This is a genomic window from Methylomonas sp. MS20 (assembly GCF_050275925.1).
In the GTDB taxonomy this organism is placed as follows: domain Bacteria; phylum Pseudomonadota; class Gammaproteobacteria; order Methylococcales; family Methylomonadaceae; genus Methylomonas; species Methylomonas koyamae_A.
On sequence record NZ_CP189962.1, the window covers coordinates 933,895 to 958,499 of the forward strand.

23 protein-coding genes are annotated in these 24,605 nt (G+C 60.0%); 13 read left to right on the forward strand and 10 right to left on the reverse strand.

Features of this window, described 5'->3' with window-relative positions:
- Positions 1 to 245: 245 nt before the first annotated feature.
- The 10 genes from ACQE3D_RS04125 to ACQE3D_RS04170 all read left to right on the forward strand — a co-directional run bounded on the left by ACQE3D_RS04125 (position 246) and on the right by ACQE3D_RS04170 (position 8,695).
- Entirely contained in the window at positions 246 to 542 is a 297-nt protein-coding gene (locus ACQE3D_RS04125) for a hypothetical protein (RefSeq protein ID WP_064025540.1), read from the forward strand.
- A gap of 160 nt (positions 543 to 702) precedes the next feature.
- Positions 703 to 2,592 (forward strand): ATP-binding cassette domain-containing protein, encoded by a 1,890-nt coding sequence (locus ACQE3D_RS04130; RefSeq protein WP_313729001.1) that lies wholly within the window; start codon positions 703 to 705, stop codon positions 2,590 to 2,592.
- 127 nt (positions 2,593 to 2,719) lie between these two features.
- Complete coding sequence (locus ACQE3D_RS04135) at positions 2,720 to 3,229, forward strand: hypothetical protein (protein WP_064025557.1); 510 nt, start codon at positions 2,720 to 2,722, stop codon at positions 3,227 to 3,229.
- A 9-nt stretch (positions 3,230 to 3,238) separates the two neighbouring features.
- The gene (locus tag ACQE3D_RS04140; RefSeq protein ID WP_281022332.1) at positions 3,239 to 3,682 is read left to right on the forward strand and encodes a universal stress protein; all 444 of its coding nucleotides are present in this window, start codon (positions 3,239 to 3,241) and stop codon (positions 3,680 to 3,682) included.
- Positions 3,675 to 4,199 (forward strand): bifunctional adenosylcobinamide kinase/adenosylcobinamide-phosphate guanylyltransferase, encoded by a 525-nt coding sequence (gene cobU / locus ACQE3D_RS04145; RefSeq protein WP_281022333.1) that lies wholly within the window; start codon positions 3,675 to 3,677, stop codon positions 4,197 to 4,199. Before ACQE3D_RS04140 ends, cobU begins: the two co-directional genes overlap by 8 nt.
- A 2-nt stretch (positions 4,200 to 4,201) precedes the next feature.
- A complete protein-coding gene (cobT, locus tag ACQE3D_RS04150; protein ID WP_313729000.1) occupies positions 4,202 to 5,242 on the forward strand; it encodes a nicotinate-nucleotide--dimethylbenzimidazole phosphoribosyltransferase in 1,041 nt (346 codons plus the stop codon).
- A gap of 142 nt (positions 5,243 to 5,384) precedes the next feature.
- Positions 5,385 to 5,837 carry a TM2 domain-containing protein gene (locus tag ACQE3D_RS04155; protein ID WP_313728999.1) on the forward strand — a complete coding sequence of 151 codons (453 nt, stop codon included), beginning with the start codon at positions 5,385 to 5,387 and terminating at the stop codon, positions 5,835 to 5,837.
- Between the two features lie 2 nt (positions 5,838 to 5,839).
- The gene (locus tag ACQE3D_RS04160; RefSeq protein WP_313728998.1) at positions 5,840 to 6,556 is read left to right on the forward strand and encodes an adenosylcobinamide-GDP ribazoletransferase; all 717 of its coding nucleotides are present in this window, start codon (positions 5,840 to 5,842) and stop codon (positions 6,554 to 6,556) included.
- An 8-nt stretch (positions 6,557 to 6,564) separates the two neighbouring features.
- The gene (bluB, locus tag ACQE3D_RS04165) at positions 6,565 to 7,242 is read left to right on the forward strand and encodes a 5,6-dimethylbenzimidazole synthase (RefSeq protein ID WP_313728997.1); all 678 of its coding nucleotides are present in this window, start codon (positions 6,565 to 6,567) and stop codon (positions 7,240 to 7,242) included.
- Positions 7,232 to 8,695, forward strand: coding sequence for a cobyric acid synthase (locus tag ACQE3D_RS04170; RefSeq protein ID WP_313728996.1), 1,464 nt, complete (start codon positions 7,232 to 7,234; stop codon positions 8,693 to 8,695). The genes bluB and ACQE3D_RS04170 overlap by 11 nt, the downstream gene beginning before the upstream one ends.
- A 6-nt stretch (positions 8,696 to 8,701) precedes the next feature.
- Here the strand turns inward: ACQE3D_RS04170 and ACQE3D_RS04175 are convergent, their stop codons facing one another.
- The 3 genes from ACQE3D_RS04175 to ACQE3D_RS04185 form a co-directional block, all read right to left on the reverse strand.
- Positions 8,702 to 13,330, reverse strand: coding sequence for an EAL domain-containing protein (locus ACQE3D_RS04175; RefSeq protein ID WP_313728995.1), 4,629 nt, complete (start codon positions 13,328 to 13,330; stop codon positions 8,702 to 8,704).
- Positions 13,331 to 13,398: 68 nt separating this feature from the next.
- Positions 13,399 to 14,022, reverse strand: a complete 624-nt coding sequence (locus ACQE3D_RS04180; protein WP_313728994.1) for a tetratricopeptide repeat protein — start codon at positions 14,020 to 14,022, stop codon at positions 13,399 to 13,401.
- Positions 14,023 to 14,148: 126 nt separating this feature from the next.
- The gene (locus ACQE3D_RS04185; protein WP_071158679.1) at positions 14,149 to 14,622 is read right to left on the reverse strand and encodes a CYTH domain-containing protein; all 474 of its coding nucleotides are present in this window, start codon (positions 14,620 to 14,622) and stop codon (positions 14,149 to 14,151) included.
- Between the two features lie 123 nt (positions 14,623 to 14,745).
- On the opposite strand from ACQE3D_RS04185, the gene sodB reads away from it, so the two are divergent.
- Positions 14,746 to 15,327 carry a superoxide dismutase [Fe] gene (sodB, locus tag ACQE3D_RS04190; RefSeq protein WP_064025524.1) on the forward strand — a complete coding sequence of 194 codons (582 nt, stop codon included), beginning with the start codon at positions 14,746 to 14,748 and terminating at the stop codon, positions 15,325 to 15,327.
- 68 nt (positions 15,328 to 15,395) lie between these two features.
- On the opposite strand, the gene ACQE3D_RS04195 is transcribed toward sodB, so the two are convergent.
- The 5 genes from ACQE3D_RS04195 to ACQE3D_RS04215 form a co-directional block, all read right to left on the reverse strand.
- The gene (locus ACQE3D_RS04195) at positions 15,396 to 16,604 is read right to left on the reverse strand and encodes an HD-GYP domain-containing protein (protein WP_071158681.1); all 1,209 of its coding nucleotides are present in this window, start codon (positions 16,602 to 16,604) and stop codon (positions 15,396 to 15,398) included.
- Positions 16,605 to 16,762: 158 nt separating this feature from the next.
- The gene (locus ACQE3D_RS04200; RefSeq protein ID WP_313728993.1) at positions 16,763 to 17,884 is read right to left on the reverse strand and encodes a HupE/UreJ family protein; all 1,122 of its coding nucleotides are present in this window, start codon (positions 17,882 to 17,884) and stop codon (positions 16,763 to 16,765) included.
- A 4-nt stretch (positions 17,885 to 17,888) separates the two neighbouring features.
- Positions 17,889 to 18,548, reverse strand: a complete 660-nt coding sequence (locus ACQE3D_RS04205) for a hypothetical protein (RefSeq protein WP_064025519.1) — start codon at positions 18,546 to 18,548, stop codon at positions 17,889 to 17,891.
- Positions 18,549 to 18,563: 15 nt separating this feature from the next.
- Complete coding sequence (locus tag ACQE3D_RS04210; protein ID WP_168031311.1) at positions 18,564 to 18,941, reverse strand: copper resistance CopC family protein; 378 nt, start codon at positions 18,939 to 18,941, stop codon at positions 18,564 to 18,566.
- Between the two features lie 24 nt (positions 18,942 to 18,965).
- Positions 18,966 to 20,390, reverse strand: coding sequence for a sialidase family protein (locus ACQE3D_RS04215; RefSeq protein ID WP_313728992.1), 1,425 nt, complete (start codon positions 20,388 to 20,390; stop codon positions 18,966 to 18,968).
- Positions 20,391 to 20,730: 340 nt separating this feature from the next.
- Here ACQE3D_RS04215 and ACQE3D_RS04220 point away from each other — a divergent pair, with 340 nt between their 5' ends.
- Together ACQE3D_RS04220 and ACQE3D_RS04225 are read left to right on the forward strand one after the other, a co-directional pair.
- Positions 20,731 to 21,873 (forward strand): XRE family transcriptional regulator, encoded by a 1,143-nt coding sequence (locus tag ACQE3D_RS04220; RefSeq protein WP_313728991.1) that lies wholly within the window; start codon positions 20,731 to 20,733, stop codon positions 21,871 to 21,873.
- Positions 21,870 to 22,361: a DUF4411 family protein gene (locus ACQE3D_RS04225; RefSeq protein WP_313728990.1), complete on the forward strand. Its 492-nt coding sequence runs from the start codon at positions 21,870 to 21,872 to the stop codon at positions 22,359 to 22,361. The genes ACQE3D_RS04220 and ACQE3D_RS04225 overlap by 4 nt, the downstream gene beginning before the upstream one ends.
- 187 nt (positions 22,362 to 22,548) lie before the next feature.
- On the opposite strand, the gene ACQE3D_RS04230 is transcribed toward ACQE3D_RS04225, so the two are convergent.
- Together ACQE3D_RS04230 and ACQE3D_RS04235 are read right to left on the reverse strand one after the other, a co-directional pair.
- Positions 22,549 to 23,946 carry an ATP-binding protein gene (locus ACQE3D_RS04230; protein ID WP_313728989.1) on the reverse strand — a complete coding sequence of 466 codons (1,398 nt, stop codon included), beginning with the start codon at positions 23,944 to 23,946 and terminating at the stop codon, positions 22,549 to 22,551.
- A complete protein-coding gene (locus ACQE3D_RS04235) occupies positions 23,946 to 24,605 on the reverse strand; it encodes a response regulator (protein WP_313728988.1) in 660 nt (219 codons plus the stop codon). The genes ACQE3D_RS04230 and ACQE3D_RS04235 overlap by 1 nt, the downstream gene beginning before the upstream one ends.

Here is a 24,605-nt window from a genome sequence, read left to right on the forward strand (position 1 = left end):
CGTTTGGTTGAGACCGTGCGACCGCCAATTAGCGGGAAAGTTTAACCGTTAAGCCGGTTCGCTGGCTTGGAACGCACGCGCGGCCGGTAGGGCTCGGCTTGATCGAGATCAAACCGTCCGGCGCGGCGTTGGGGTTAAATGTACTCGGAAAGTTCGCCAACGCGGCCGGCCGAGTCGTTGTCGATTCGGTCGGGTCTCGCCAGCGGTGCGCCGATTCCGCATCTTTTGGAGATAGGGGAGGACAAATGGATAACGACCTACTGATCGATCAAGCCCGCCGTCTGTATGCCCGATTGGCGGTATCGCAAGTTTGGCTACCTTACCCGCAAACCGGCGGCGCGTTGCGGCGTTTCGAGCAGGCGACGGAGCGCGCCTACGGGCGCTATCTGCGTCGCTTGAACCGTTGCGCCTGCTGCCATCGCCAGCGTGGCTACGAGTGCATCCGCCTAGCCGGGCATAAACGCATACCCTGTTTGCGTCGGCCTGCGGTCGCAAAGTCTCGGGCCGAGCAGAGCTGGCGGGATTACCGTTTAGCCGGCTGAGCCCGAATCCGCCGGTTTTCAGGCGGGGAGCTTCACTCTAGCGTCTCCTCTGCACGGCATCCGGGCTATCCTAAAATCGCCCACACCCTGGCGGCCGTCCCGCGCTAAAATCCCCGCCCAGGTTTGGCATGGGGCCAGGCCGACTGCTATCGCCACCATCATGCTCAATTTCAAAAACATCGCGATCCGCCGCGGCAACCGCTTGTTGTTCAGCGGCGCGTCCTTCACGATACACAAGGGCCAAAAGATCGGTCTGACTGGCGCCAACGGCGCCGGCAAATCCAGCTTGTTCGCGCTGTTACGCAACGAACTTCACGCCGACGAGGGCGAATTTTCGATGCCGCCGAATCTGGAGATTGCCCACGTGGCTCAGGAGACTCCGGCGCTGTCCAGTTCGGCGATCGATTACGTGTTGGACGGCGACCGCGAACTGCGCGCCTTGCAGCAACAATTGGCGGCGGCCGAGGCCGATCACGACGGCATCAAGTTGGCCGAATTGCACGTCGCGCTGGACCACGTCGGCGGCTACACCGCCCAGGCCCGCGCCTCGCGCTTGCTGAACGGCTTGGGATTCAGCACCGAACAGGAAAGCCGGCCGGTCAGTTCGTTCTCCGGCGGTTGGCGGATGCGCTTGAATCTGGCTCAAGCCTTGATGTGCCGGTCCGACGTGTTGCTGCTCGACGAGCCGACCAACCACCTGGACTTGGACGCGGTGATGTATTTGCAGGACTGGCTGGTCAAATATCCCGGCACCTTGCTGTTGATTTCGCACGACCGCGATTTTCTCGACACCATTACCGATCACATCGTCCATATCGAACAAAACCAGGCTGAGATCTACACCGGCAACTATTCGGCGTTCGAACGCATGCGCGCCGAAAAACTGGCCCAGCAGCAATCGGCTTACGAAAAACAGCAGCGCGAAATCGCGCACATGCAAAGCTTCGTCGATCGCTTCAAGGCCCAGGCGACCAAGGCCCGTCAGGCGCAGAGCCGGATCAAGGCCCTGGAACGCATGGAATTGATCGCCCAGGCCCACGTTGATTCGCCGTTCGGTTTCAGCTTTCCGCCGCCGAAAAAAATGCCCAATCCGCTGCTGCAACTGGAACACGCGGACATCGGCTACGGCGACAAAGTCATCGTCAAAAACGCCAGCCTGACCATCACGCCCGGCGATCGCATTGGCTTGCTGGGACCCAACGGCGCCGGCAAGTCCAGTCTGATCAAGGTGCTATCCGGACAAATGCCGGCCTTGAGCGGCAAGTTGCGGAACGCTCAGGACTTGAACATCGGCTACTTCGCCCAGCATCAACTGGAGTTGCTGCGGCTGGAGGAAAGCCCGCTGTGGCATCTGCAACAGCTCGACAAGCAAGCCACCGAGAAGGATTTGCGCAATTTTCTGGGCGGTTTCGATTTTCGCGGCGACAAGGTCAACGATCCGGTCGAGCCGTTTTCCGGCGGCGAAAAAGCCCGGCTGGTGTTGGCGATGCTGGTTTATCAAAACCCGAATTTGCTGTTGCTCGACGAGCCGACCAACCATCTGGATTTGGAGATGCGTCATGCCTTGAGCGTGGCCTTGCAGGAATACCAAGGCGCGTTGCTGGTGGTATCGCACGACCGGCATTTGCTGCGCTCGGTCACCGACACCTTGCTGCTGGTGGCCGGAGGGCAAGTCCAACCCTTCGACGGCGATCTGGACGATTACAAGCAATGGTTGGCCGAACAAAAAAAGGCCGGCGACGAACCGGCCGGGGTGGTGGAAGCGGCGAGCGGCGTGTCCCGTAAGGATCAACGCAAACAGGATGCCGAACGCCGGCAGCGTTTGAAACCGTTGCTGGACGCGGTCAAGAAAGCCGAGGCGGCGGTCGAGAAGTTTCACCAGCAGCAGCGCGAGCTGGAGGAACAACTGGCCGATCCGGCTATCTACAGCGACGACAACAAGGAAAGGCTCAAGCAGTTGTTGGCTCAAAAGGCGAACGTCGATAGCGCGCTGGAACAGGCCGAACTGGATTGGCTGACCGCCGAGGAAACTCTGGCGCAGGCCGAATAATCGGGGTTGGCCGATCCGGACGCGGCCGCCCACGTCCGGGCGGCGATTTGACAGACCGCCGATGTCCCGGCAGTTTAGCTTGCCAAGCCGGCGCGAGCCGGCACCTACTCATTTCAGCGGAGCCATCATGTACCAACTAGTGCTGTTGTTTTTCGAGATCTGCATGCTACGCAAGGGGCCGCAAGACGTGCCGGCGTCGCGCTGGCTAACCCGGCTGGCCTTCCTGCCTTACGCGCTGATCAATCTGTTGATTTTGCTGATCGGCAGTAGCTTCGCCGGCGCCCTGCTGCAGTTATTGCTGCAAACCGCGTTGATCGTTGGGTTTACCTATCCGTTGCTGTATTTTTCCGGCAATCCGAACCGCTTTCCACAAACCCTGACGGCGTTGCTGGGCTGCGATGCAATGATCACCTTCTTCGCGATTCCGGCGATGGCCAGTTTGGAAACCCAGGCCAACCAACTCGCCTATATCGCGATGTTGTTGCTGATGGCCTGGCACTGGCTGATCAACGGCAACATCTATCGCCACGCGCTGGACAAGCCGTTGCCGTTCGGGTTGGCGTTGGCGCTTTTGTATATACTGATTTCGTCGCAAGCGATGTCCTTGCTGTTTCCCGAACTTCCCACCGCAGAATAAGAGAGAGCCATGGCCATTTACCAACACATATTACTGGCAGTCGATTTTTTCGAGGCCAACGATCAAGTCGTTCACAAGGCTAGCCAAATTGCCGAGCAGAACAATGCCAAGCTCAGCTTGGTGCACGTCGTCGACAATTTGCCGATTTCCGATCCGGCCGCCGACGCCATCATCCCATTCGATGTCGAATTGACCCAAGAGCTGATGGATGCCTGCAAACAACGCCTAATTAAACTCGGCGAGGAGTTGCGGGTGCCGGTCGAACGCCAATACCTGGAAATGGGTAGCCCGAAAATGGAAATCGTCCGGATTGCCGAGGAAAACCAGGCCGACTTGATCGTGGTCGGCTCGCACGGCCGGCACGGTTTGGCCCTGCTGCTCGGCTCTACCGCCAACGGCGTGTTGCACCACGCCAAATGCGACGTACTGGCGGTCAGGCTGGCGGATGATTGAATTGGTGCTGGGCGGGGCGCGTTCAGGCAAGAGTCGCTATGCCGAAACGCGGGCCGCCGAATCGGGCTTGCCGGTGGTCTACGTGGCTACCGCCGAAGCCGGCGACGCCGAGATGCGCGAGCGCATCGCCCGCCATCGTCTAGATCGTCCCGCCGGCTGGGTGACCGTCGAGGAGCCGCTGGATCTGGCCGGTACGCTACGGGCCGCTGCCGCCGATCACTGCATTCTGGTCGATTGCCTGACGCTGTGGCTCAGCAATGCCTTGTTCGATAGTCGCGGCAATTTGCGGGCGGATCACTACTACCGCCACCGCGACGCGCTGTGCGAGACCTTGAGCTCGGTGCGGCGACGGGTGGTGATGGTCAGCAACGAAGTCGGTTACGGCGTGGTCGCCGCCGATCCGGCCACCCGCCGTTTCGTGGACGAGGCCGGTTTTTTGCATCAACGGCTGGCCGAAATCTGCGACCGGGTGACGTTGGTGGCGGCCGGTTTGCCGCTGGTTCTGAAATCGGCGTGAGCATGGATTGGATATTTCAAGCGCCGGCCCAGCCGGACCGGCGGCTGTTCGAGATCGCCGCCGCTCGGCAAACGCAATTGACCAAACCGCCCGGATCGTTGGGTGTTCTGGAGGAAAGCGCCGTGCGCTTGGCGGCTTTGCAGCGCCGGGAGCGGCCGAGCGTCGAACGGGTCTGGGTCAGTGTGTTCGCCGCCGATCACGGCATCGCCGAGGTGGGCGTGTCGGCATTTCCGCAAGTGGTCACCCAGGAAATGGTCAAGAATTTCGCGGCCGGCGGCGCCGCGGTCAACGTATTGGCTCGGGCCCTCGGCGCGGACTTCGAAGTCGTCGATGTCGGTCTGGTGGCGCCGGTGGACGTGCCGGGCGTCATCGATTGCCGCGCAGGCCCCGGTACGGCCAGCTTTTTGACGGCGCCGGCAATGAATGCCGAACAACTTGCTGTCGCGTTGTCCGCAGGCCGGGACGCGGTGGCGCGAGCGCTGGCTGCCGGCGCCGAATTGTTCGTCGGCGGCGAAATGGGTATCGCCAATACCGCCAGTGCCAGCGCATTGGCCGCCGCCCGGCTGGGTTTGCCGGCCGCCGATTTAACCGGCGCCGGTACCGGTCTGAGCCCTGGGCAGATCGACAGGAAGGCGGCGGTCATCGAGCAGGCCTTGGCTTTTCACCGCGAGGCCTTGAGCTCGCCGCTGGCGATGTTGCAAATCCTGGGCGGTTTCGAAATCGCCGCGCTGACCGGTGCCTATCTGGCCGCGGCCCAGCAGGGTTTGCCGGTCGTCGTCGACGGCTTCATTAGCGGGGTGGCGGCCTTGCTGGCCGCCGCGGTTTGTCCGGGCTGCGCCGATTGGTTGTTCTTCGGCCACCGTTCGGCCGAAAAAGGTCACGTTCTGGTGTTGGAAGCGCTACACGCCAGGCCCTTGCTGGCGTTGGATTTGCGGCTGGGCGAAGCCAGCGGGGCGTTGATGGCGATACCGGTGTTGCAAATGGCTTGCCGCTTGCACAACGAGATGGCGACCTTCGCCCAGGCCGGAGTCAGTACCGCTTGATGCCGGCGGAACGCCAGCCGTGGCGGCCGGGCGGCGTTTCCCGTATCATGAGCGGCCGAAAACGCCAGGGCTGATCCGGCGTTTTCGGCTACCGGGTCGGACTCCGACCTGCTTCATAAGAATAAACCCGCCCGAGAGCCCGATGCGGCGTATTCGAGGCGGCGAGAACCGGGTTAACGACATGCTAGGACATATAGAGAGTTACGACGCCGATTGCCAAACCGGCGTTATCAAAGCTAAAGACCAATTTTACGAGTTTCATATCGAGCAATGGCAATCCGACGCGCCGCCCAAGTCCGGCGACGACGTGGATTTCGATTTCGAGGACGACAAAGTCACCGAAGTCAGTCTGGTCGGTGCCTATCTGATGGAATCCCAGCCGGTGAAAAGCCGGATAGTGGCCGGTTTGTTGGGTATCTCGCTGGGCGCGGTCGGTTTGCACCGCCTCTATTTGGGCTTTTACACGATAGGCATCGTACAGATTCTGGTGACCTTGGCGACCGGCGGTTACGGCGTGATGTGGGGCTTCATCGAGGGCGTGCTGATCCTGACCGGACATATTTTCAAAGACGCCAAGGGCAGGCACCTGAAATAACCGTGCGAGCGTTCTGGCTGGCCTGGCAATTTCTGACCCGGTTTCCGGTCCCGGCGGTTGGGTTCGACGGACCGACGGCCGGCCGATCCTTGCTTTGCTATCCGTTGGTCGGTTTGCTGCTCGGCGGCTTGTTGAGCGGGTTGGCGGCCTGGTTGACCGGAACGCCGGCCTACTTGCTGGCGGGCATCTTGTTGACGGCTTGGGTACTGGCGACCGGCGCGCTGCATTTGGACGGTTTGGCCGATTGCGCGGATGCCTGGGTCGGCGGCCACGGCGACCGCGAACGCAGTTTGCGCATTATGAAAGATCCGGCCGCCGGGCCGGTGGCGGTCTGTTTGCTGGTGTTAATCCTGTTGCTGAAATGGGCGGCGCTGACGGCGCTGTTGGAACGGCATGATCCGTCACCGCTATGGACCGCGCCGTTGCTGGGGCGCACGGCGATTTTGCTGCTCATGTTGACCGCCGACTACGTCAGCCCAGCCGGGTTGGCGGCGACCTGGCTGGCGCATGCCGATTTCCGGGCGATGCGCTGGACCGTCGGCGCGGCGCTGTTGTTGGCGTTGGGCCTGTCGGGCTGGCTGCCGCTGCTCGCGGCCGGTCTGGTGCTGTGGTGGCTGCGGCGCGCGGCGCTGGCCCGTTTGGGCGGCGTGACCGGCGACGTGTACGGCGCCGCCGTCGAATTGGTCGAAACGACGGTATTGCTGGCGGTGGCCTTGTGAATCGGCCCGTGCCGATTAGTGAATCCGGCGAAACCGGCGCGGCTTCGGCTTTCAGTGCGGCCGAAATTGCCGGCGTTTACCGGGTGATCGCCGAGCGTCGCGATATGCGCCATTTTCTGTCCGATCCGGTCGATCCGGCCTTACTGGCCCGCTTGCTGCAAGCCGCGCATCAAGCCGGTAGCGTCGGTCTGATGCAACCCTGGCGCTTTATTCGCATCACCGATTCCACATTGCGGCAGCGCGTTCACGCCTTGGTCGAACAGGAACGCATCGCCACCGCCGAGGCGCTAGCCGAACGCCGCGACGAATTCATGCGCCTGAAGGTGGAGGGCATACTCGAATGCGGCGAATTGTTGGTGGTGGCCTTGCCGGATCGGCGCGAGCGGCATATCTTCGGCCGGCGCACCCTGCCGGAAATGGATGTGGCGTCGGCGGCCTGCGCGATACAAAACCTGTGGTTGGCGGCCCGCGCCGAAGGTCTCGGCATGGGCTGGGTGTCGCTATTCGATCCGGCGGCGTTGGCGGCCTTGCTGAATATGCCGGCCGGCGCCAAGCCGATCGCGATTTTGTGTTTGGGCCACGTCGCCGAGTTTTACCCCAAGCCGATGTTGGAACTGGAAAACTGGGCGACGCCGCAAGCCTTGTCGGCGTTGGTCTGGGAAAACGCTTGGCAAGATGATCCCTAAAGCCTTGATGGTGCAAGGCACCACTTCCGATGCCGGTAAGAGCACGCTGGTGACGGCGCTGTGCCGTTACTACCGGCGCCAGGGCGTGGCGGTGGCGCCGTTCAAGCCGCAAAACATGGCTTTGAACAGCGCGGTGACGGTGGACGGCGGCGAAATCGGCCGCGCCCAGGCGGTGCAGGCCGCCGCGTGCGGCTTGCCGCCGCATAGCGACATGAATCCAGTGCTGCTGAAGCCCCATTCCGATACCGGCGCTCAGGTCATCATTCACGGCCGGGTACTGGCCAACCAGTCCGCCGCGCAATATCACGATTACAAGACGGTGGCGATGCAGGCGGTGTTGGCCTCCTGGCGGCGTTTGACCGGACAATATCAAGCGGTGATCGTCGAAGGTGCCGGCAGTCCGGCCGAAATCAATTTGCGGGCCGGCGATATCGCTAATATGGGTTTCGCCGAAGCGGTCGACTGTCCGGTCATCTTGATCGCCGACATCGATCGCGGCGGGGTATTCGCCCACATTGTCGGTACTTTGGCGCTGTTGAGCGAAAGCGAGCGGCGGCGAGTCATCGGCTTCGTGATCAACCGGTTTCGCGGCGACATCGGGCTGCTTCAACCCGGCTTGGACTGGCTGGAAGCCGAAACCGGCAAGCCGGTACTGGCGGTGTTGCCTTATTTGCCCGATTTGTTCCTGGAGGCCGAGGACGCCTTGTCCAGCCGGCATGGCCGCAGCGACGGCGCACGGCCGTTCGACATCGTCGTGCCGCATCTGCCCAGCTTCAGCAACCATACCGACTTCGATCCGTTACAACTGCATCCCGGCGTCCGGGTGCGTTTCGCCAGATCGCCCGAGCGGATCGGCGGCGCCGATTTGGTGGTGTTGCCGGGCAGTAAGGCGGTGTGCCGCGACTTGATGCGTTTGCGGGCGATGGGCTGGGATACCTTCATCCAACGCCATTTGCGCTATGGCGGCAAACTGCTGGGTATTTGCGGCGGCTTTCAAATGCTGGGCCGGGCAATACACGACCCGCGCGGCATTGAGGGCGAGCCGGGTAGCGTGGCCGGTCTGGATCTGTTGGACATCGAGACCGAGCTGGCGCCGGACAAATGCTTGCGCCAAACCGTTGGCCGACTGGCAGGCACCGAGACGGCGGTAGCCGGCTATGAAATTCATATGGGCATCAGTCGCGGACCGGGCTTGGCGCGGCCGCTGTTGGAATTGGCGGCCGGCCCGGACGGCGCCGTGTCGGCCGACGGCCAGGTGGCCGGTACTTATTTGCACGGCTTGTTCGATTTGCCGGCGGCGGCCGATGCCTTACTCGCCTGGGCCGGTTACGCCGATGCCGGCGCGGTGGATTTGGCGGCCTTGCGCGAGGCGGGTATCGACAGCCTGGCCGACTGTCTGGCCGAGCATTTCGATTTCGCCAAGCTGACCGAGGGATTGCGCGAGTTTGGTTGAGTCCGCTTAGATGTAAAGCTCCAGTTGTTCCAAGAGCTGGATGATATCCAGGTTGGCGTTCAACAAACGTTGGTAGGTCTCGCCGGTCAGCGCGGGCCGTCCCTGTTGGTGTTCCCGCAACACTTGTTCGGCCAGCAAGGTTTGACGGGCTTGGGCTTGCGCCAGTTTGCCCAGCAAACGGCGGTCGGCGCTGGTTTCCAGTTCCAAGCGTTCCAGCCATTTGTTCATGTGCGATTTTTTCTGGATCAAGGTCGGCCAATAGCCGCCGTTGTCGGCCGGCGCGCGCAAATAGGCTTCCAGACGGCGCAACCAATATTGTTGCTGCAATTTCAGCAGCGACAACTGGACGCGACCGGGATGCAGCGGGTTCCGCGCGCTGGCGGTCCAGGCCGGGTAGTTGCGGTAATCGCGGATCCAGTCGGCCAGTGCCGTGGCCGGCATGGGCCGGGCGATGCCGAAGCCTTGGGCCAAATGGCAGCCTAGATGGATCAGAAACACGCCGTGTTCAATGTCTTCGACGCCCTCGGCGACTACGTCGCGCTTGAAGGCTCTGGCTAAGGCGATCACGCTTTCGACGATCGATAAGTCGTCCGGGTCGTCGATCATGCCGCGCACAAAGCTTTGGTCGATCTTGACCGCGCTAATGGTTAAGTGCCGCAGATGGGTCAGCGACGAATAACCGGTACCGAAGTCGTCCAGCACGCAGGGGATGCCCAGTTCGTGATAGCACTGCTTCAAGACTTCGCCGACCGAGATCAGGTCGTCGAGCACGCTGCTTTCCAACACTTCCAGTTCCAATTGCCGCGAAGAAATACCCGGATGGGCCGCCAGCAATTGCTCCAACTCCGGCACGAATCGCGGCCATTGCAAATGGCGCGGCGAGACGTTGATGCTGATCTGCAGCTTGAGACCGGTGTCTTGCCAGCGCTGCAATTCGGCGAAGGCGCTTCTTATTACCCAGTTGCTGATGTCGATTTCCAACGGATGACCTTCGACGATGGGCAGGAATTCAGCCGGTGCCAGCAAGCCCCGCTCCGGATGTTGCCAGCGGATTAGCGCTTCGGCGCCGACCACTTCGCCGCTAGCCAGATTGACTTTGGGTTGGTAATACAGGCGGAACTGACCTTGTTCGAGCGCGGCGCCGATTTCCCGCAACGCCAGTTCCAGCCGGTTCGGCGGCGCCGACTTCCGCTCCGGCAACTCGGCAAGTTCGTCGTAGAGGCGGTAGCAGTTGCGGCCGGCCAGTTTAGCCTGATACATCGCGTGATCGGCGTGGCGCAGCAGAAGGTCGGGTTCTTCGCGGTCGAGCGGATAGATCGTTACGCCGCTGCTGGCGGCGATCCGGACCGGACCGGCCGCCAGCTCGAAGGGTTCCGCGATGGCTTGATGGATGCGTTTTAACGTATCTTCGCATTGCGATACCGATTGCAGGTTTTCGAACAGCAGCGCGAATTCGTCGCCGCCCAATCGGCACACGGTGTCGCCCTCGCGCAGATTTTGACGGATGCGCTTGGCGACTTGTACCAGCAATTGGTCGCCGGCCTCGTGGCCGTAGCCGTCGTTGACCTGTTTGAAGCCGTCCAGATCCAGGTAACAGACCGCCAGCAAGCATTCCGAGCGCTTGCTGTGGGCGATGGCCTGAGCAAAGCGATCGCCGAACAGCGCCCGGTTGGGCAGCTGGGTCAGAACGTCGTAGTGAGCCAATACTTCCAATGCTTGTTGTTGGCGCTTGGTATCGGTAATGTCGGAAAACAGGCCGATGTAATGGACGATCTTGCCGGCGTCGTCGCGCAACGCCGAAATCGTCAGTAGCTCGGCGTAGCAGTCGCCGTTTTTGCGCCGGTTCCAGATTTCGCCCTGCCAATGGCCGTTGTCGGTCAACGCCTGCCACATCTCGGCGAAAAACTCGTCGGGCTGCTTGTCCGACTTCAGCAGGCGCGGGTTCAGGCCGAGCACTTCGGCGCGGTCGTAGCCGGTGATGGCGGTGAAGGCGGCGTTGACATCGATAATATTGGCTTCGGTATCGGTGATGACGATACCTTCGTGCGCGTCGGAAAACACCCGTGCCCACAGGCGCTGCTTTTCCTCGGCCGCCTTGCGTTCGCTGATGTCGTGGACGATGCCGCGCATCCGTAGCGGTTTGCCCTCGCTGTCGCGTTCGGCCTGGCCGACCGAGCGCATCCAGCGTTTTTGACCGTCGGCGTCCACGATCCGGTACTCGACATCGTATTTCGCGCCGGTTTCCAGGTGGGCGCGAGTCGCGGCCAGCACCGCCGGCCGGTCCTCGACATGCACCGCCGCCAAAAAATCGCCCCAACTGTGTTGCGCGGTTTTCGGAAAGCCCAGGCTGCCGGTGACGATCTCGGACCAAAACTGCCGGCCGGTCAGCAACTCCGCTTCCCAGATGCCGATGCCGCCGTAGATCTGGCTCATCCGGAAACGTTCCTCGCTCTGCGTCAGCGCCAGTTCGGTTTGTTTGCGCTCGGTGATGTCCTGGACCAGTACTACGAAACGGTCGGTGTCGGCCTTGTAGCTGTCGATCGCGTACCAGCGGCCGATTTCCTCGACGCGGTTTTCGAAATGGCGCGGTTCGCCGCTGGTTTCCAGGTCGTCGAAGCTGGCGATCCACGGGCAGTGGGTGTCCGGCAGCAGTTGCCGGACGGTTTTGTTCAGCCATTCTTGCCGGGCGATGCCGGTCATGCGTTCGAAGGCCGGGTTGATGTCGAGATAGCGGTAATCGACGATCTTGCCGGCGGCATCGCGAATCACTTGGTGCAGCGCGAATCCGAGCGACATGTTGGTGTAGAGCAGCGCCAATTCGGCTTGGCTGCGCTTGCGAGCCTTGACCTCGCGGTTCAGCCGATACAGCCAATAACCGACCAGGGCAAAGGTCAGGATGGCCGGCAAGCCCCATTTGAACAGAGTTTCCGGGCGGATGCCTTGCTCGATTTTCAGGCCCAGCCAGCGGTTGACGATGGCGTCGTGTTCGGCGTGGCTGATGGTGGTCAAGGCTTTTTCCAGAGCCGACAGCAATTCCGGGTTGGTCTTGCTTACCGCCATTCGGCTTTCGCTCAGGTAGCCGGCTTGGCCGGCGATGCGCAAATTCAGCAGGCCGGCGCGGCCGAGAGCGTGGCTGGCCGAGGCGGCGTCGCCGATATACACGTCGGCCTTGCCTTCCGCGACCAGGTTCAGCGCTTCGCCGACCGACGCGGCTTCCAGTTGCTGCAGCGTCGGGTGGTCGCGACGCAGCAATTCCTGGACGAAATAGCCTTTTTCGACGGCGACGCGTTGGCCCGCCAGCATTTGTAACGACCCAATGTAGCCGCTGCTTTCCGGCGCGATGATGACGGTCGGCGTCGAAATATAGGCTTGGGTAAAACTCAGGTAGTGCTCGCGTTCGGGGGTTTTGACCGCGGCGGCGATCATGTCCAATTCGCCGCGTTGCGCCATTTCCAGGGTTTCGTGCCAGGTTTTGTCGCGAACCGGTACGAATTCGACATTCAGCAGGCGGCTCACCAGACGAAGGAAATCCGGCGCGATGCCGATGTATTGGCCTTGGGCGTCTATCGACTCGTAAGGGGCAAAGTTAGGGTCTATCCCCAGCCGGATCTGGCGATGGGTCTGCAACCATTGACGTTCTTCGGCGGAAAGTTGCGGCCCGCTGGATTGGTTGCCGCCGCCGTATACAAAACCGTCCAATTGGGCGTCGTTTAGCGGCTTGGCCAGATTCAGGCTGGCGTAGATTTCGGCGACGCGCCGCAGCCGGCCGGTTTCTATCTGGCCGAGCGGGATCTTGTCCGGTAGGATCAGCTTGCGGGTTTCGGTGGCTTCGAAGCGCAGTTGCGCTTCGCTCAAGTCGTTGCGGTATTTCGAGCGGATCAGCCGGATGATTTCGTCCGGATGATCCAAGGCGTATTGCCAACCTTTCAGGCTGGCGCGGCGAAAGCGTTCGGCACGACCGGGGTGGCGCGCCAATTCGGTTTGGCTGGTGAACAGTAGGTCGCCGTAGAAATCGACGCCGTAGTTTTGCGGATTGATGATGTTGAAGCTGATGCCGGCTTTCTGCAGGGTGTAAGGGCGATCGGTGATATAGCCGGACATCACGTCGACCCGGTCCTGGATCAAATCCGCGTCGTCGAAGCTTTCCGGGACTTTGACGTAATGGCTCTCGTTGAGATTGGCTTCCGACAGCAGCGCCCGCACCGGCGCGTTGTTTTCGCCGACCACGTCGTACATGATGCGCTTGCCAGCCATCTCGTAAGGGCTGATGATGCCGGACGCTTGCTTGCTGAACAGCACCAGCGCATCGTGCTGAAAGATGGCGGCCAGGGCGACGATGGGCTTGCCGTTGGCATAGTCGGCGACGATGCCGGAGTCGCCGATACCGTAATCGGCCGCGCCGTCGGCGACTTGCCGAATGTAATCCTGGTTTGGCGAGCGTTCGCGAACTTCGACCTGCAAGCCTTCCTCGGCGTAATAGCCTTGTTCCACCGCCGCGTAATAGCCGGCGAATTGGAACTGGTGGAACCATTTGAGTTGCAGAACGACGTTTTCCGGCGGCGGGTCGGCGGCAGCGACCAAGTAAGGAAGCAGCAGAACGAAGACTGCCGCCAGCCGGGAACGGGTGAGTATCATGATTGCCGCTACGCGCTTCTGAAAAACTTAGCCCATTCTACATGCTCAGGCTTTGCTTTCAGCCGGATTTAGCGGGTTTGGTTGTTGGCGTCCGCAAACAGCGACTGGTATTTGGTTTTGCCGCCGGCTTGCCGGCCTTGCTCGGCTTGGGTCAGGGCCGATTTGGCGGCGTCGCGCAAGCGCAGGTCCGCCAACGAGGGCTGCTTGCGCAGTGGTGCCTGAATCGCTTTTTGCAGAAAGCTTACTGCTTCGGCGGTACGGTCTTGGTCGAGCAGGTAATCGGCGTAAAAATAATTGGCATCAATGCCGTTAGGGTTGATGCTCAGGCTGGTTTTCAACATTTGCTCGGCTTTCTGGTTGTCGCCGAACGATACCGGCCAGCCGGGTACCATGTAATACAAGGTGCCGAGCGTGACGTAAGCGGCGCCGTCCAGCGCGTTGGGGTTCATGCGAATCGCTTCTTCGAGTAACGCCTTAGCCGAATCCAGCGTGGACAGCGCTGTCAGCGAGGATTGAAAGGCCGCGTTGGTGACCATGATCGTGGCTTGCCAAATCTTGGGTTCGGCGGCATTCGGATAGCGCGCCGCCAATTCGGCGGCTTGCGCTAGCAACAGCGGATATTCCAGTTTCTGACGGTCTTCGTCGTGCTGGTAATACGCGTTGGCCCAATTGCTTTCCAGGGTGGCGATCACGCTGGAAAGCTCCGAAGCGGACGCGGCGGAGGAAAAAAGTATCAAAAAAACAACAATAGTAGCTTTAACCATACATTGACTATAGTGCATTTCAAACACCATTTCAATGTGTTGGTTAAATTATTGTTATTTATCCCAATCCTTGAACGGTTTTTGCGACAAATTGTTGTTGTAATAGCGCAAATCATCGGTGACTTCCTGGCCTAGCCACGCCGGTTTTTCAAAGGATTCGCCAATTTGCGACAGCTCGATTTCGGCGACGATCAGCCCTTGGTTGTCGCCGATGAATTCGTCGATTTCCCACAGGTGCGGATTACGGCGCACGAAATGGCGGGTTTTCTCGACTAACGGTTTGTGGCACAACTCATCCAATAGCGTGTTGGCGTCGGCCAGCGGAATTTCGTATTCGAATTCGTGGCGATGGGTGCCTATCGTCGCGCTTTTGATGTTTAGCCAGGCTTGAGTGTCCGAGACGCGTACCCGCACCGAACTGAGCGGACTGCCGCTCAAATAGCCTTGCCGGTAGGACACCGAATGCTCGACTTCCGCTCGCCAATCGTCGTTCGCCAACAAAAATTTATGCTCAATCTCAAGCGCCATGCCTATTCCCCTGCGATTAGATGGTGATCTGTGATAATTCTTTATTATAATGCTGGGTAATTAGGCGAAGGTACTTCCGGAGCCTAATAAGTTGCTGCTGTTCAATCACTCTGGAGAAAGAAGATGGCTTTTGAATTACCTGCATTACCGTACGCAAAAGACGCTTTGGCGCCGCATATTTCCGTGGAAACCATCGAGTATCACTACGGCAAACACCACCAAACCTACGTGACCAATCTGAACAATCTGGTACCCGGCACCGAGTTCGAAGGTCTGACGCTGGAAGAAATCGTCAAAAAATCCTCCGGCGGCATCTTCAACAATGCGGCCCAAATTTGGAATCACACCTTCTATTGGAACAGCCTGTCGCCGAACGGCGGCGGCGCGCCGACCGGCGGTTTGGCCAACGCGATCGACCGCACCTTCGGTTCGTTCGACAAATTCAAGGAAGAGTTCACCAAATGCGCGGTGACCACCTTCGGTTCCGGCTGGGCTTGGTTGGTGAAAAACGCCAACGGTAGTTTGGAGCTGGTCAGCACCAGTAACGCCGGTTGCCCGTTGACCGCAGGTCAAACTCCCATTCTGACCTGCGACGTTTGGGAACACGCTTATTACATCGACTTCCGCAACCTGCGTCCTAAATACCTGGAAGCGTTCTGGGCCTTGGTCAACTGGGAATTCGCCAGCGCCAACTACGACGCATAATCGCTAAACGCGGGGCGGGCGGTGTCCTCACAGGCCGGCTCGCTCCGCTCCTTTTTTGCCCTCCGCCGCTATTGCCGCAAATAAGCCGTCGGTTCTATCCGCCACCGGCCCGGCATTTCAAAACTTAATATCCGCCGGTTACAACTCGGCTTCGCCAAATCGTAGTCGCGCGGTTTGATAAAACGCCGTTGTCTGGCATCGAATATGGTCCTGACCTTGGGATGCAGCAAGTCTTCGCGATGTTGCTCGACTACCACGGCCAACTCGTCGCTCTCCAATTTGACCAGGGTGCCCACCGGGTAGATGCCGACCGTGCGGATGAACTGGTGCACCAAACGGGTATTGAAATGGCTGCCGCCGCCCTCCAGCAAGGTTTTCAGCACGGCGGTCGGTTCGGTACCGTTGTGGTAGACCCGGTTCGAAGTCAAAGCGTCGTATACGTCGACGATGGCCGCCATCTGACCGAAGCGGCTGATTTGCTCGCCGATCAAGCCCAGCGGGTAGCCGCTGCCGTCGTAACGTTCGTGGTGTTCGGCCGCGACGCTGATCGATATCGGCGAGATGCCGAAAGTGTTTTCCAATAGACCGCGGCCGGCCTCGACATGGCCCTTGACGATTTCGAATTCGGCGCTCGTCAATTTGCCGGCTTTGTTCAGTAGCTCCTGTGGAATCCGCATCTTGCCGATGTCGTGTAACAGTCCGCCCATGCCTGCCAATTCGATTTCGGCCCGCTCGATGTTCAGCGCCCGGCAAAAACTGATGAGCAATGTGCCGACCGCGACCGAATGTTGGAACGTGTATTGATCGGCGCGCTTCAAGCGCAACAAGCTGACCAAGGCATCCGGATTGCGGAAAATCGACTCGGTAATCGCCGTGACCACTGGGCGGGCTTGTTCCAGCGCCACCTGCTTGCCCAATCGGCAATCCTGTAACATGTCGCGCACTATGGAATGGGCTTCGTGGTAGACGTGGCGGGCTTGGCGCAGTTCTTCCGCGATCGGCACCGCCGCCACGATAGGCTCGATAGCGGCGCTGCGATGGATTTCGCTGGTCTGAGCCGGCGTGAATTGGTTCGAGTCGCCACTTGGCGCCAAGTCGTCGCCTTTGTCGGTGTCGATGTATACGTAACGCAAGCCCAAATCGGCGATTTTTTCGACATCTTGCGCCGACGCCAGCTTAAACCGGTTGCGCAAGAACGGATGCTCGGACCAGTCGCGGTTCAAATCGTGGACGTACATGCCAGGCCGCAGATCGCCGACCTCGATTTTTTTAATCACTGGGCTTAAGCTCCTGTCCGATGGGCGAAGGCCCAATCCAGGCGCCCGCGCGATCGCCTAGTTTGCGGTGTATTCGGCTTGGCCGTCAACCCGGAAAACCGGCCGAAGTGTCCGGGGACGACGGCGGGCGCCGCGTCTGCCCGCCGTCCCTTTCGGCGCTATAAAACCGTACGTTCCAACAACCAGTAAGCGCCCATCATGCACACCGCCGCCGAACAGCTTTTCAAAAATCTGTCGGCGATCGCGATTTGATTATTCAACCACCAGATGATCGGTAACACGATCGCGGCGACCGCGATCTGGCCGGTCTCGATGCCTAGGTTGAACGACAGCAGCGGCAACAAGATGCCGGTATCGCTGCTGGAAATCTCCATTTCCCGCAACACGCTGGCAAAACCGAAGCCGTGAACGAGGCCGAAGCCGAAAGTGAGCCATTCGCGGCCCTTGGGATGGTCGCCGCGTATCAGATTCTCGGCGCTGACATAAATAATCGTCGCGGCGATGAAGGGTTCGACGAAGCTGCTCGGCAGCTCGACCAAGTTCAAGCCGGCCAGCGCTAACGTGATCGAATGGGCGATCGTGAAGAAGGTGATGATTTTCAGCGCCGGCCAGAAATTGTGGGTGACCGCCAGCAATGCAAACAAAAACAGCAAGTGATCATAACCGGTCAGAATGTGTTCGACGCCCAGCTTAAAAAAGTCGGCGAAGGCCGTCAGCCAAGCGCCACCGCCGGCTTGCGCCGCGCCGGCCGTCAACTCGACGCTCAGGCTGGCGTCGTTTTTACCCAACATTTTTTCCGCCAAGGTTTTGCCGTTGCCGTCCTTGACCGTCAGGTATTGCTGATGACCGTCCGGCAGCGAAGCCAGAAACGCGGATTGCAGCGTCAGTCGGCCCGAGCTTAGCGGTCCGAAATGGAACTCGACGTGGGCGTTGTTTTGCTCGTCGTAATCGACCCGGCCCGGTTCGCTGGGCGCCAGCACGGCATTGCCGTCCAGAAGTCGAAATTGATCGGCCAATAATTTGGCGACGGCGGGTTTGGCCGCCTCGCGCTCGGCGTCGCTGACTTCGGCGTCCAGATCGCTGTCCATCGGCGAGAAGGCCTCGATGTCTTGTAGCGCGAACGTCACCTTGGCGATGACGCCGTCGGGTTTGACCACGACGTCGACCGAACTTAAACCCGGCGGGTGGGCGGCAACCCAGGCGGATTGCGTCAACAGCCAGCAGACTAGTAGGGTGCGAATCAGCCATGCCGGCTGAAAACATAGGTTTAGCTGACGCATCGCGTTAATTCTCCTGGCCTTCGGATGGCGGGCTCGGTTTGCGCTTGCGTAGAAAAAACCACACGCCAAATCCGGCCAACAATAATCCGCCAACGCTGCCGCCGATCAGCACCAGCGGCGGTTGGGCGCCGGCCGGCGCCACGCCGACTTCCAGCGGCACCCGAAATTTGTCGTCTTCCTCGATCGCATCGCCGATTAAAAAGTACAGCACGTAGTCGCCGGTTTTATCGACATCGGCCTGTGCCTCGACGGCGCCGCGCGGATAGAGTTTGGCCGGAAACTCGGCGACGGTACGGATCTCGCGGATATCGTTCGGCGGCTGTTGGCCGGTCTTTTCGACTTCAACCAGTTTCACGCCGATCGGGGTAGCGCGGATGTCGCGGTCGATCAAATCGGCGGTGAAAAACATCTTGCCGGCGCGGGGGATTTGCTGACAAAACGGCACGAAGGCGGCTTTGGCGTCGGCGGCGTTATCGGTTTTTTCCGGCTGGATATAAGCACTGAAATGCACCGCGTAAAAGTCGTTGGCGATGATGCAATCCAGATCGGGGCGATTGCCCAAGGCGTTGGATTGTTTGGCGCCGAAGCCGAGTTTATCGCAGCCGCTCAATAGCGGCAGCGCGGCCAGCAGCGCGGCTGTCAAGGAAAAGGAAAAACGGGTCATGGGCTTGCCTGGGAATTATGGTTTCACGGTGAAATCGAATTTGCCGGTGACGATGTGCGTATCTTCCGACACCACCCGATAGCGGACCGTGTACTTGCCCGGCGCCAAGTTGGCGACCGTGGCGTGAATATGGGAGCCGTCGGTCAGGCTTTGTTCGACGTCGTGATTATCGACGCGCTTGCCGGCGGCGTCGATGACCGCCAAGGCTTTGTATTCGCTACGGACCGGATCGTTGAACCACAAATCCACTTGTTTCGGCGCTTCCTTGACTTCCTCGTCCTTGGCCGGTTGCGACTTCACCAGGATGGCGTGCGCGAGCGCCGACAACGGGCTCAACAGTGCCGTCGCCACCAGGCCGGCCTTTATTATTGTTGTAATGTGCGACTTGGGCATGACTACCTCTCGAATGACAAAAATCTAATGAATCAACGCGGCCCGCCATTGTTTGGCGGAACCCGGTTGTTGCTCGTACCACAATGCCAGCCAGCCCTGGCCGGTTGCGACGATGCGCGGAAAACCGGCCGAGGCGGCCGGCGCCGACAGCAAGCGGCCCGGCGTCCAACTCGTGCCGTGGTCGGCGGACTCGGCCAGATACACTTTCGAGCCCGCCGGTCCCAGCGCGTCCCAAACCGCGAGCAAGCGCTCCGCGCCGGCGGCCAGATCGGCGTGGAACGGACTCATGCCGTTGCCCAGCCGATGCGGCGCGCTCCAGCTCGCGCCGCCGTCGGCCGACTGCAAATGATACAGGCCGATCTGTTGGTCCGCGCCGGTCCACACCAGCGCGTGCCGGCTGGCGTCGTCGGCGTAGGCCAGGCTGCCGCCGTTGTGCGGACAGCCGTCGAATTTCCAGCCGAAGCCGCCGACCGCGGCACTGCGTTGCCAGCTGATGCCGGCATCGGTGGATTGCGCCAGCGCCATGTCGCGCGGCTCCATGTCGCGGTACAGAATGTCGATCTTGCCGTCCGGCGCCGCCGCGATCCGGTTCCAGCAACACGAACAACTGCTGTCGTCCACGCTTTGCGCGGCTTGCCAATGCAAGCCGGTGTCGTCGGAGCGGGCGTAGCGCACGCCCTGATAACCGTTCTCGTCGCGGTCGTCCAGCCAGACCAGATGAAAACGGCCGGCCGCGTCGGCCGCCAGATCGTGGTGGGATTGGTCGACGTCGCTGCCGGTCGGGTTGGCGCCGGCTTGCCAGCTTTGGCCGCCGTCGGCCGAACGTGCCACGAACAGCGGGCCCATGCCTGGAATCTCGCCGCTGACTTGCCAAACCAGAACTACATTGTCGCCGCTGGCGGCCACTTGAATATCGTTGCCGGTTTTCGATTCCACCGGCCGCTGAAATTGCCCGGCCAGCGCCACCGGCGCCGACCAATGCCGGCCGCCGTCTTCCGAATGCAGATAACCGATGTAGGGCTGGCGCGGATCGCCGCCGTCGGCGATAAACGCCGCATGCACTTTAGCGCCGTTGGCCTGCACGTCGAAACTCCGCAGTCCCTGCAAGCCCAATGCCGCGAAATCGACGATTTGCACCGGTTCCGGCGCCGTGCCTATCACGTTCGCGACACCGCCGGCATCGCGCTCGGATGCGTTGTCGCAGGCCGTCAAGACGGCGGCGCTCAACAGGGCGGCGGTGCGGAACAATCGGCCGAGCGGCATCGGTGGTACTTCCGGAAATGGAATGGGGCGCTGATTAGACCACATTGGCGGGCAAAGCTGAATATCCGAAGAGCGGGGATGGGGTCGAGCGGCGCTTTTGTGGGTTTCGACCGAGACAATGTCCACCGAGGAAGGGATAGCCGGCCAATCGTCTTTTAGACTGTACAACCGGGGAAGTTTTCGCATGACTTCGCTGCAGCACTAGCGGGATAGAGGAGGCCGGTCTGACGATGATTCGGTTTGCCGCGAAATCCGGACGCAGCAGCATATCGCGCTTCCAAGCCGCTCGACGCGGGGCAGGCTGGTCATTTTAAAAACGATCCGACCGCATGGCCAGTCACTTTTTTGAAACTGCCGACTTCCCCGCCCGCGCTTCTACTAAGGTAGAAACTATTGCCTAGAATCACGCCTACCGATCTCGCCGTTTCGGTAAGCGACATCCATACAAAACGAATCTCGATATGCGGTGTCGACAATTTTTTAGAAATGTTTTAATAACCTAATTTTTAGAAGAAAAAATAGGCCTATGACCACCGCCAACATCAACACGACCATGCTGACCTGGGCGCGCGAGCGCTCCGGCATTGCCGTGCCTGAATTTGCGCGGAAATGCGGTGTCAGCCCAGACAAGCTCAGCGAATGGGAATCCGGCCATCGGCCTTTGACTTTCAAGCAGGCTATGACTTACGCTGAAAAAGCACATATCCCGTTCGGCTATTTGTTTCTGGTCCAGCCGCCAATCGACGAATTGCCGATTCCCGATTTAAGAACCGTCGAAGGCCAAGCAAACCGCAAATTCAGCGCCGAATTGCTCGACCTTATCAAGCTGATGCAACAGCGCCAGGAATGGTACAAAGATTACCTGCAACAACATTTTGTCGGTCCAAATCCTATTGTTGGCCGCTTTGCCGTCAAAGATGGGGTAACCACCATCGTCCACGACATGCGCACCGCGCTTGGTGTCGGCATTCATCCGCAACGCGGCAGTTGGGAAGACTATTACCGCGATTTGGTTAACCGTATCGAGTCTGTCGGGGTTTTAGTGATGCGCCAAAGTGATTTAGGCCACTACACGCGGCCGTTACGTGTCGAAGAGTTTCGCGGTTTTGCAATCGCTGACGACTATGCGCCGATCATATTCGTCAACCAAGCCGATGCCTTGGGTGCACGGCTGTTTACCCTGGTCCACGAACTGTGCCATATCTGGATCGGCCAGTCCGGCATTTCCGACGCTAGCACGCAAACCCACCGAGAAGAAGAGGTTCTTTGTAACGCCGTCGCCGCCGAGTTTTTAGTCCCGGCTACTGAATTTCAACCCCTATGGCAGCAGGGTCAGAAAAATTGGCAGTTTAATTTACCGACTTTGGAAGCGCATTTTCACGTCAGCACCTGGGCATTGGCGCGTCGCGCGCTGACGCTAAATTTCATCACACCGGACGAATACCAGCGTTACATCAACGCTCAGCAAGCGGCGTATCAAGATCGGAACGACGAAGGTGGTGGCCCCGGTTATTACCGCACCAAAAAAGCCCAAATTAGCCAGCGTTTTTCCCGTGCGGTCGTTAGCGAGGCTCTCAGCGGCCAATTGTTACTCCGTGAAGCCAGCCAGTTGTTGGGCGGCATCAAACCCGACAAAATCGCCACTTTTGCCAAGGAGTTGGGCGTTTGAAATATCTTCTGGACTCAAATACCTACATTCAAGCCAAGAATTTCTATTACGGCATGGACATCTGCCCGGCTTATTGGGATTGGCTGGATCATCAGTTTCAACTGGGTTTGGTCGCCAGCGTTCAGATGATAGGCAAGGAACTCAAAGACGGTGACGACGAACTGGCCGCTTGGGCCAAGGCCCGCCCAGAACATTTTATCGACAACGACGACACCGAAACCCAGGCGATGTTTTCCGAAATTGTCCAAAGTGTCGCAGCCGGCGACTATAACTCGGGTAACCGCGACAACTTCTTAGCCAAAGCCGATCCCTGGCTCATCGCTAAAGCCAAAACCCTGGGTGCGACAGTAGTCACCCACGAAGCGTTGCTGGCACCCAATACCAAGAAAGTCAAAGTTCCCAACATTTGCCGCCAATTCGGCGTGCCGTGCCTGGACACGTTTCAGTTTCTGCGGGAACTGAATGCTCGGTTCGTTTTGGAACGCTAAATTCCAGCCAAGGGTACGCACCGCGTACCTTTTTGGCTCAAACGATAGACATCAACGATCACTCCCCTCCAATCTCCACCAACCCTCCAAACAGGAAAGCACGGCGGTTTCAGGTTCGTCGTTCGTAGTGTTCTATGCGGCCCGCCCAGGATTGCGGTCAACGAATAGCCTAGTTGTCCGGAATACCTTAAACGATCCGATTCAGTATCAACCGCGCCTGCAAGCCGCCCATCGGCGAGCGGCCGAAAGCGATGTCGGCGCTGTGCAGCGCGACGATGCGCTGGACGATGGACAGGCCTAGGCCGCTGCCTTCGGCGGATTGGGCGGTTTCGACGCAGCGGTAGAAACGCTGGGTCAGGCGCGCCAGTTCGGCGTCGGCGACGCCGGGGCCGGTGTCGTCGACGCAGACCGCGACTCGGCCGGCTTCGAGCCGGCAGGACGCCAGCACCGCGCCGCCGGCCGGGGTGTATTTGATGGCGTTGTCCAGCAGATTGCGCAGCAGGATTTGCAACAATTGCGGATTGGCCGTGACCGCCAATTTGGCGTCGCCGCGCAATTCCAGATCGATTTGCTTGGCGCGGGCTAACGGTTCCAGATCGGCCAGCGTGTCGGCCAGCACTTGATGAATGTCCACGCTTTGCAAATCGATCCCGGCGTTATGGTGTTGCACCCGCGCCAGCGTCAACAATTGCTGAACCAAATGCGTCATCCGCAGCACGGCCTGTTGGGCCTTGGCGATGGCTTGGTCGCGCATGGCCGGATCGACGGCTTTTTGCGCCACTTGCAGTTGGGTTTGCAGGCCGGCCAACGGCGTGCGCAGTTCGTGCGAGGCGTCGGAGGTGAAATTACGTTCGTTAACGAAGGCCTGTTCCAGCATCGCCAGCAAGGCGTTGAGCTGATTGACCACCGGCAGCATTTCCTCGGGCAAGGCGTCCAAGGCCAGCGGTTGCAGGAAGTCGGCCTCGCGGCTGGCCAGTTCGTCCTTCAGCCGGTTGATCGGCCGCAAGGTGCGGCTGACGATCAGCCAAATCACCAAGCCCAGTACCGGCAGAGCAATCAGCACGCCGATGATTTGCTGGCCGGCGATGCTTTCGACCAGTTGCCGGCGGATGTCGTCGCGCTGGCCGACGTGGATCACGTAATCGCCGTTCTCGCTGCTCAAACTGAACACGTGCCAGAGCTGACCGTCCAGTACCGTTTCGCTGTAGCCGTTGCGGGTCAGCGACAGCGCGAATTCCGGCGCGCTTTCCGAGCGCAATACCAGACCGTCCTTGATCGAACGCAGTTGGAAGGCAATCTTGCGTTCGTATTTGTGGCCGAGGATAGGGGTGTCGAACAATTCCGGGGTTTTCTCGCGCTCCCACAATTTGGTCAGCGCGCGCAGCCGCAGCATGTTGTCGACGAAGGCCTGCACCACCCGCGCCGATTGCGCCAGCTCGGCGTTGAACAATTCGGCGATTTCGTCGCGGGTGCGTTGGTAATTCAGATAGGCGCTGACGCTCCAGCCCAGCAGCAGGGCCGACAGCAGCGAGAACAGCAGTTGCTTTTTCAGCGAGCGCGGCGCCAGCCGCCAGCGTTGGGTCATCAGTCGTGATCGACGATGTAACCGACGCCGCGTATCGTGCGGATCAGGCCAGCGTCCAGCTTTTTGCGCAAATGGTGAATGTGGACTTCGACAGCGTTGCTCTCGACTTCCGAGCCCCAGGCGTACAGCGCTTCTTCCAGGCGGGCGCGGGAAATCACCTGGCCGAGATGGCCGAGCAAATAGCTGAGCACCTCGAATTCCTTTTGCGCCAGATCGACCGGCTTACCTTGGAAAAACACCTGATGCGCGGCCGGATCGATGGTGACGCCCTTGTGCTCGATCAACGGTTGGGCGTGGCCTTCGTGGCGGCGCGCCAAGGCCCGCAGTCGGGCGCAGATTTCGGCCAGATCGAAGGGCTTGGCGACATAATCGTCCGCGCCGTTGTCCAGCCCGGCCACTCGTTCGGCCACGCCGTCGCGGGCGGTCAACAGCAACACCGGCGTGCCGTCCTTGCGGCGGCGCAGGTTTTTCAGGACCGTCATGCCGTCCATGCGCGGCAGATTCAGGTCCAGCACGATCAAATCGTAGTGGTTCAATTTCAGCGCTTCGTCGGCCTGGGCGCCGTCGGTCAGCCAATCGACCGCGTAGCCTTCCAGTGTCAGCCCGGCCTTGATGCCGTCACCCAAGATTGCATCGTCTTCCACCAATAATAAGCGCAT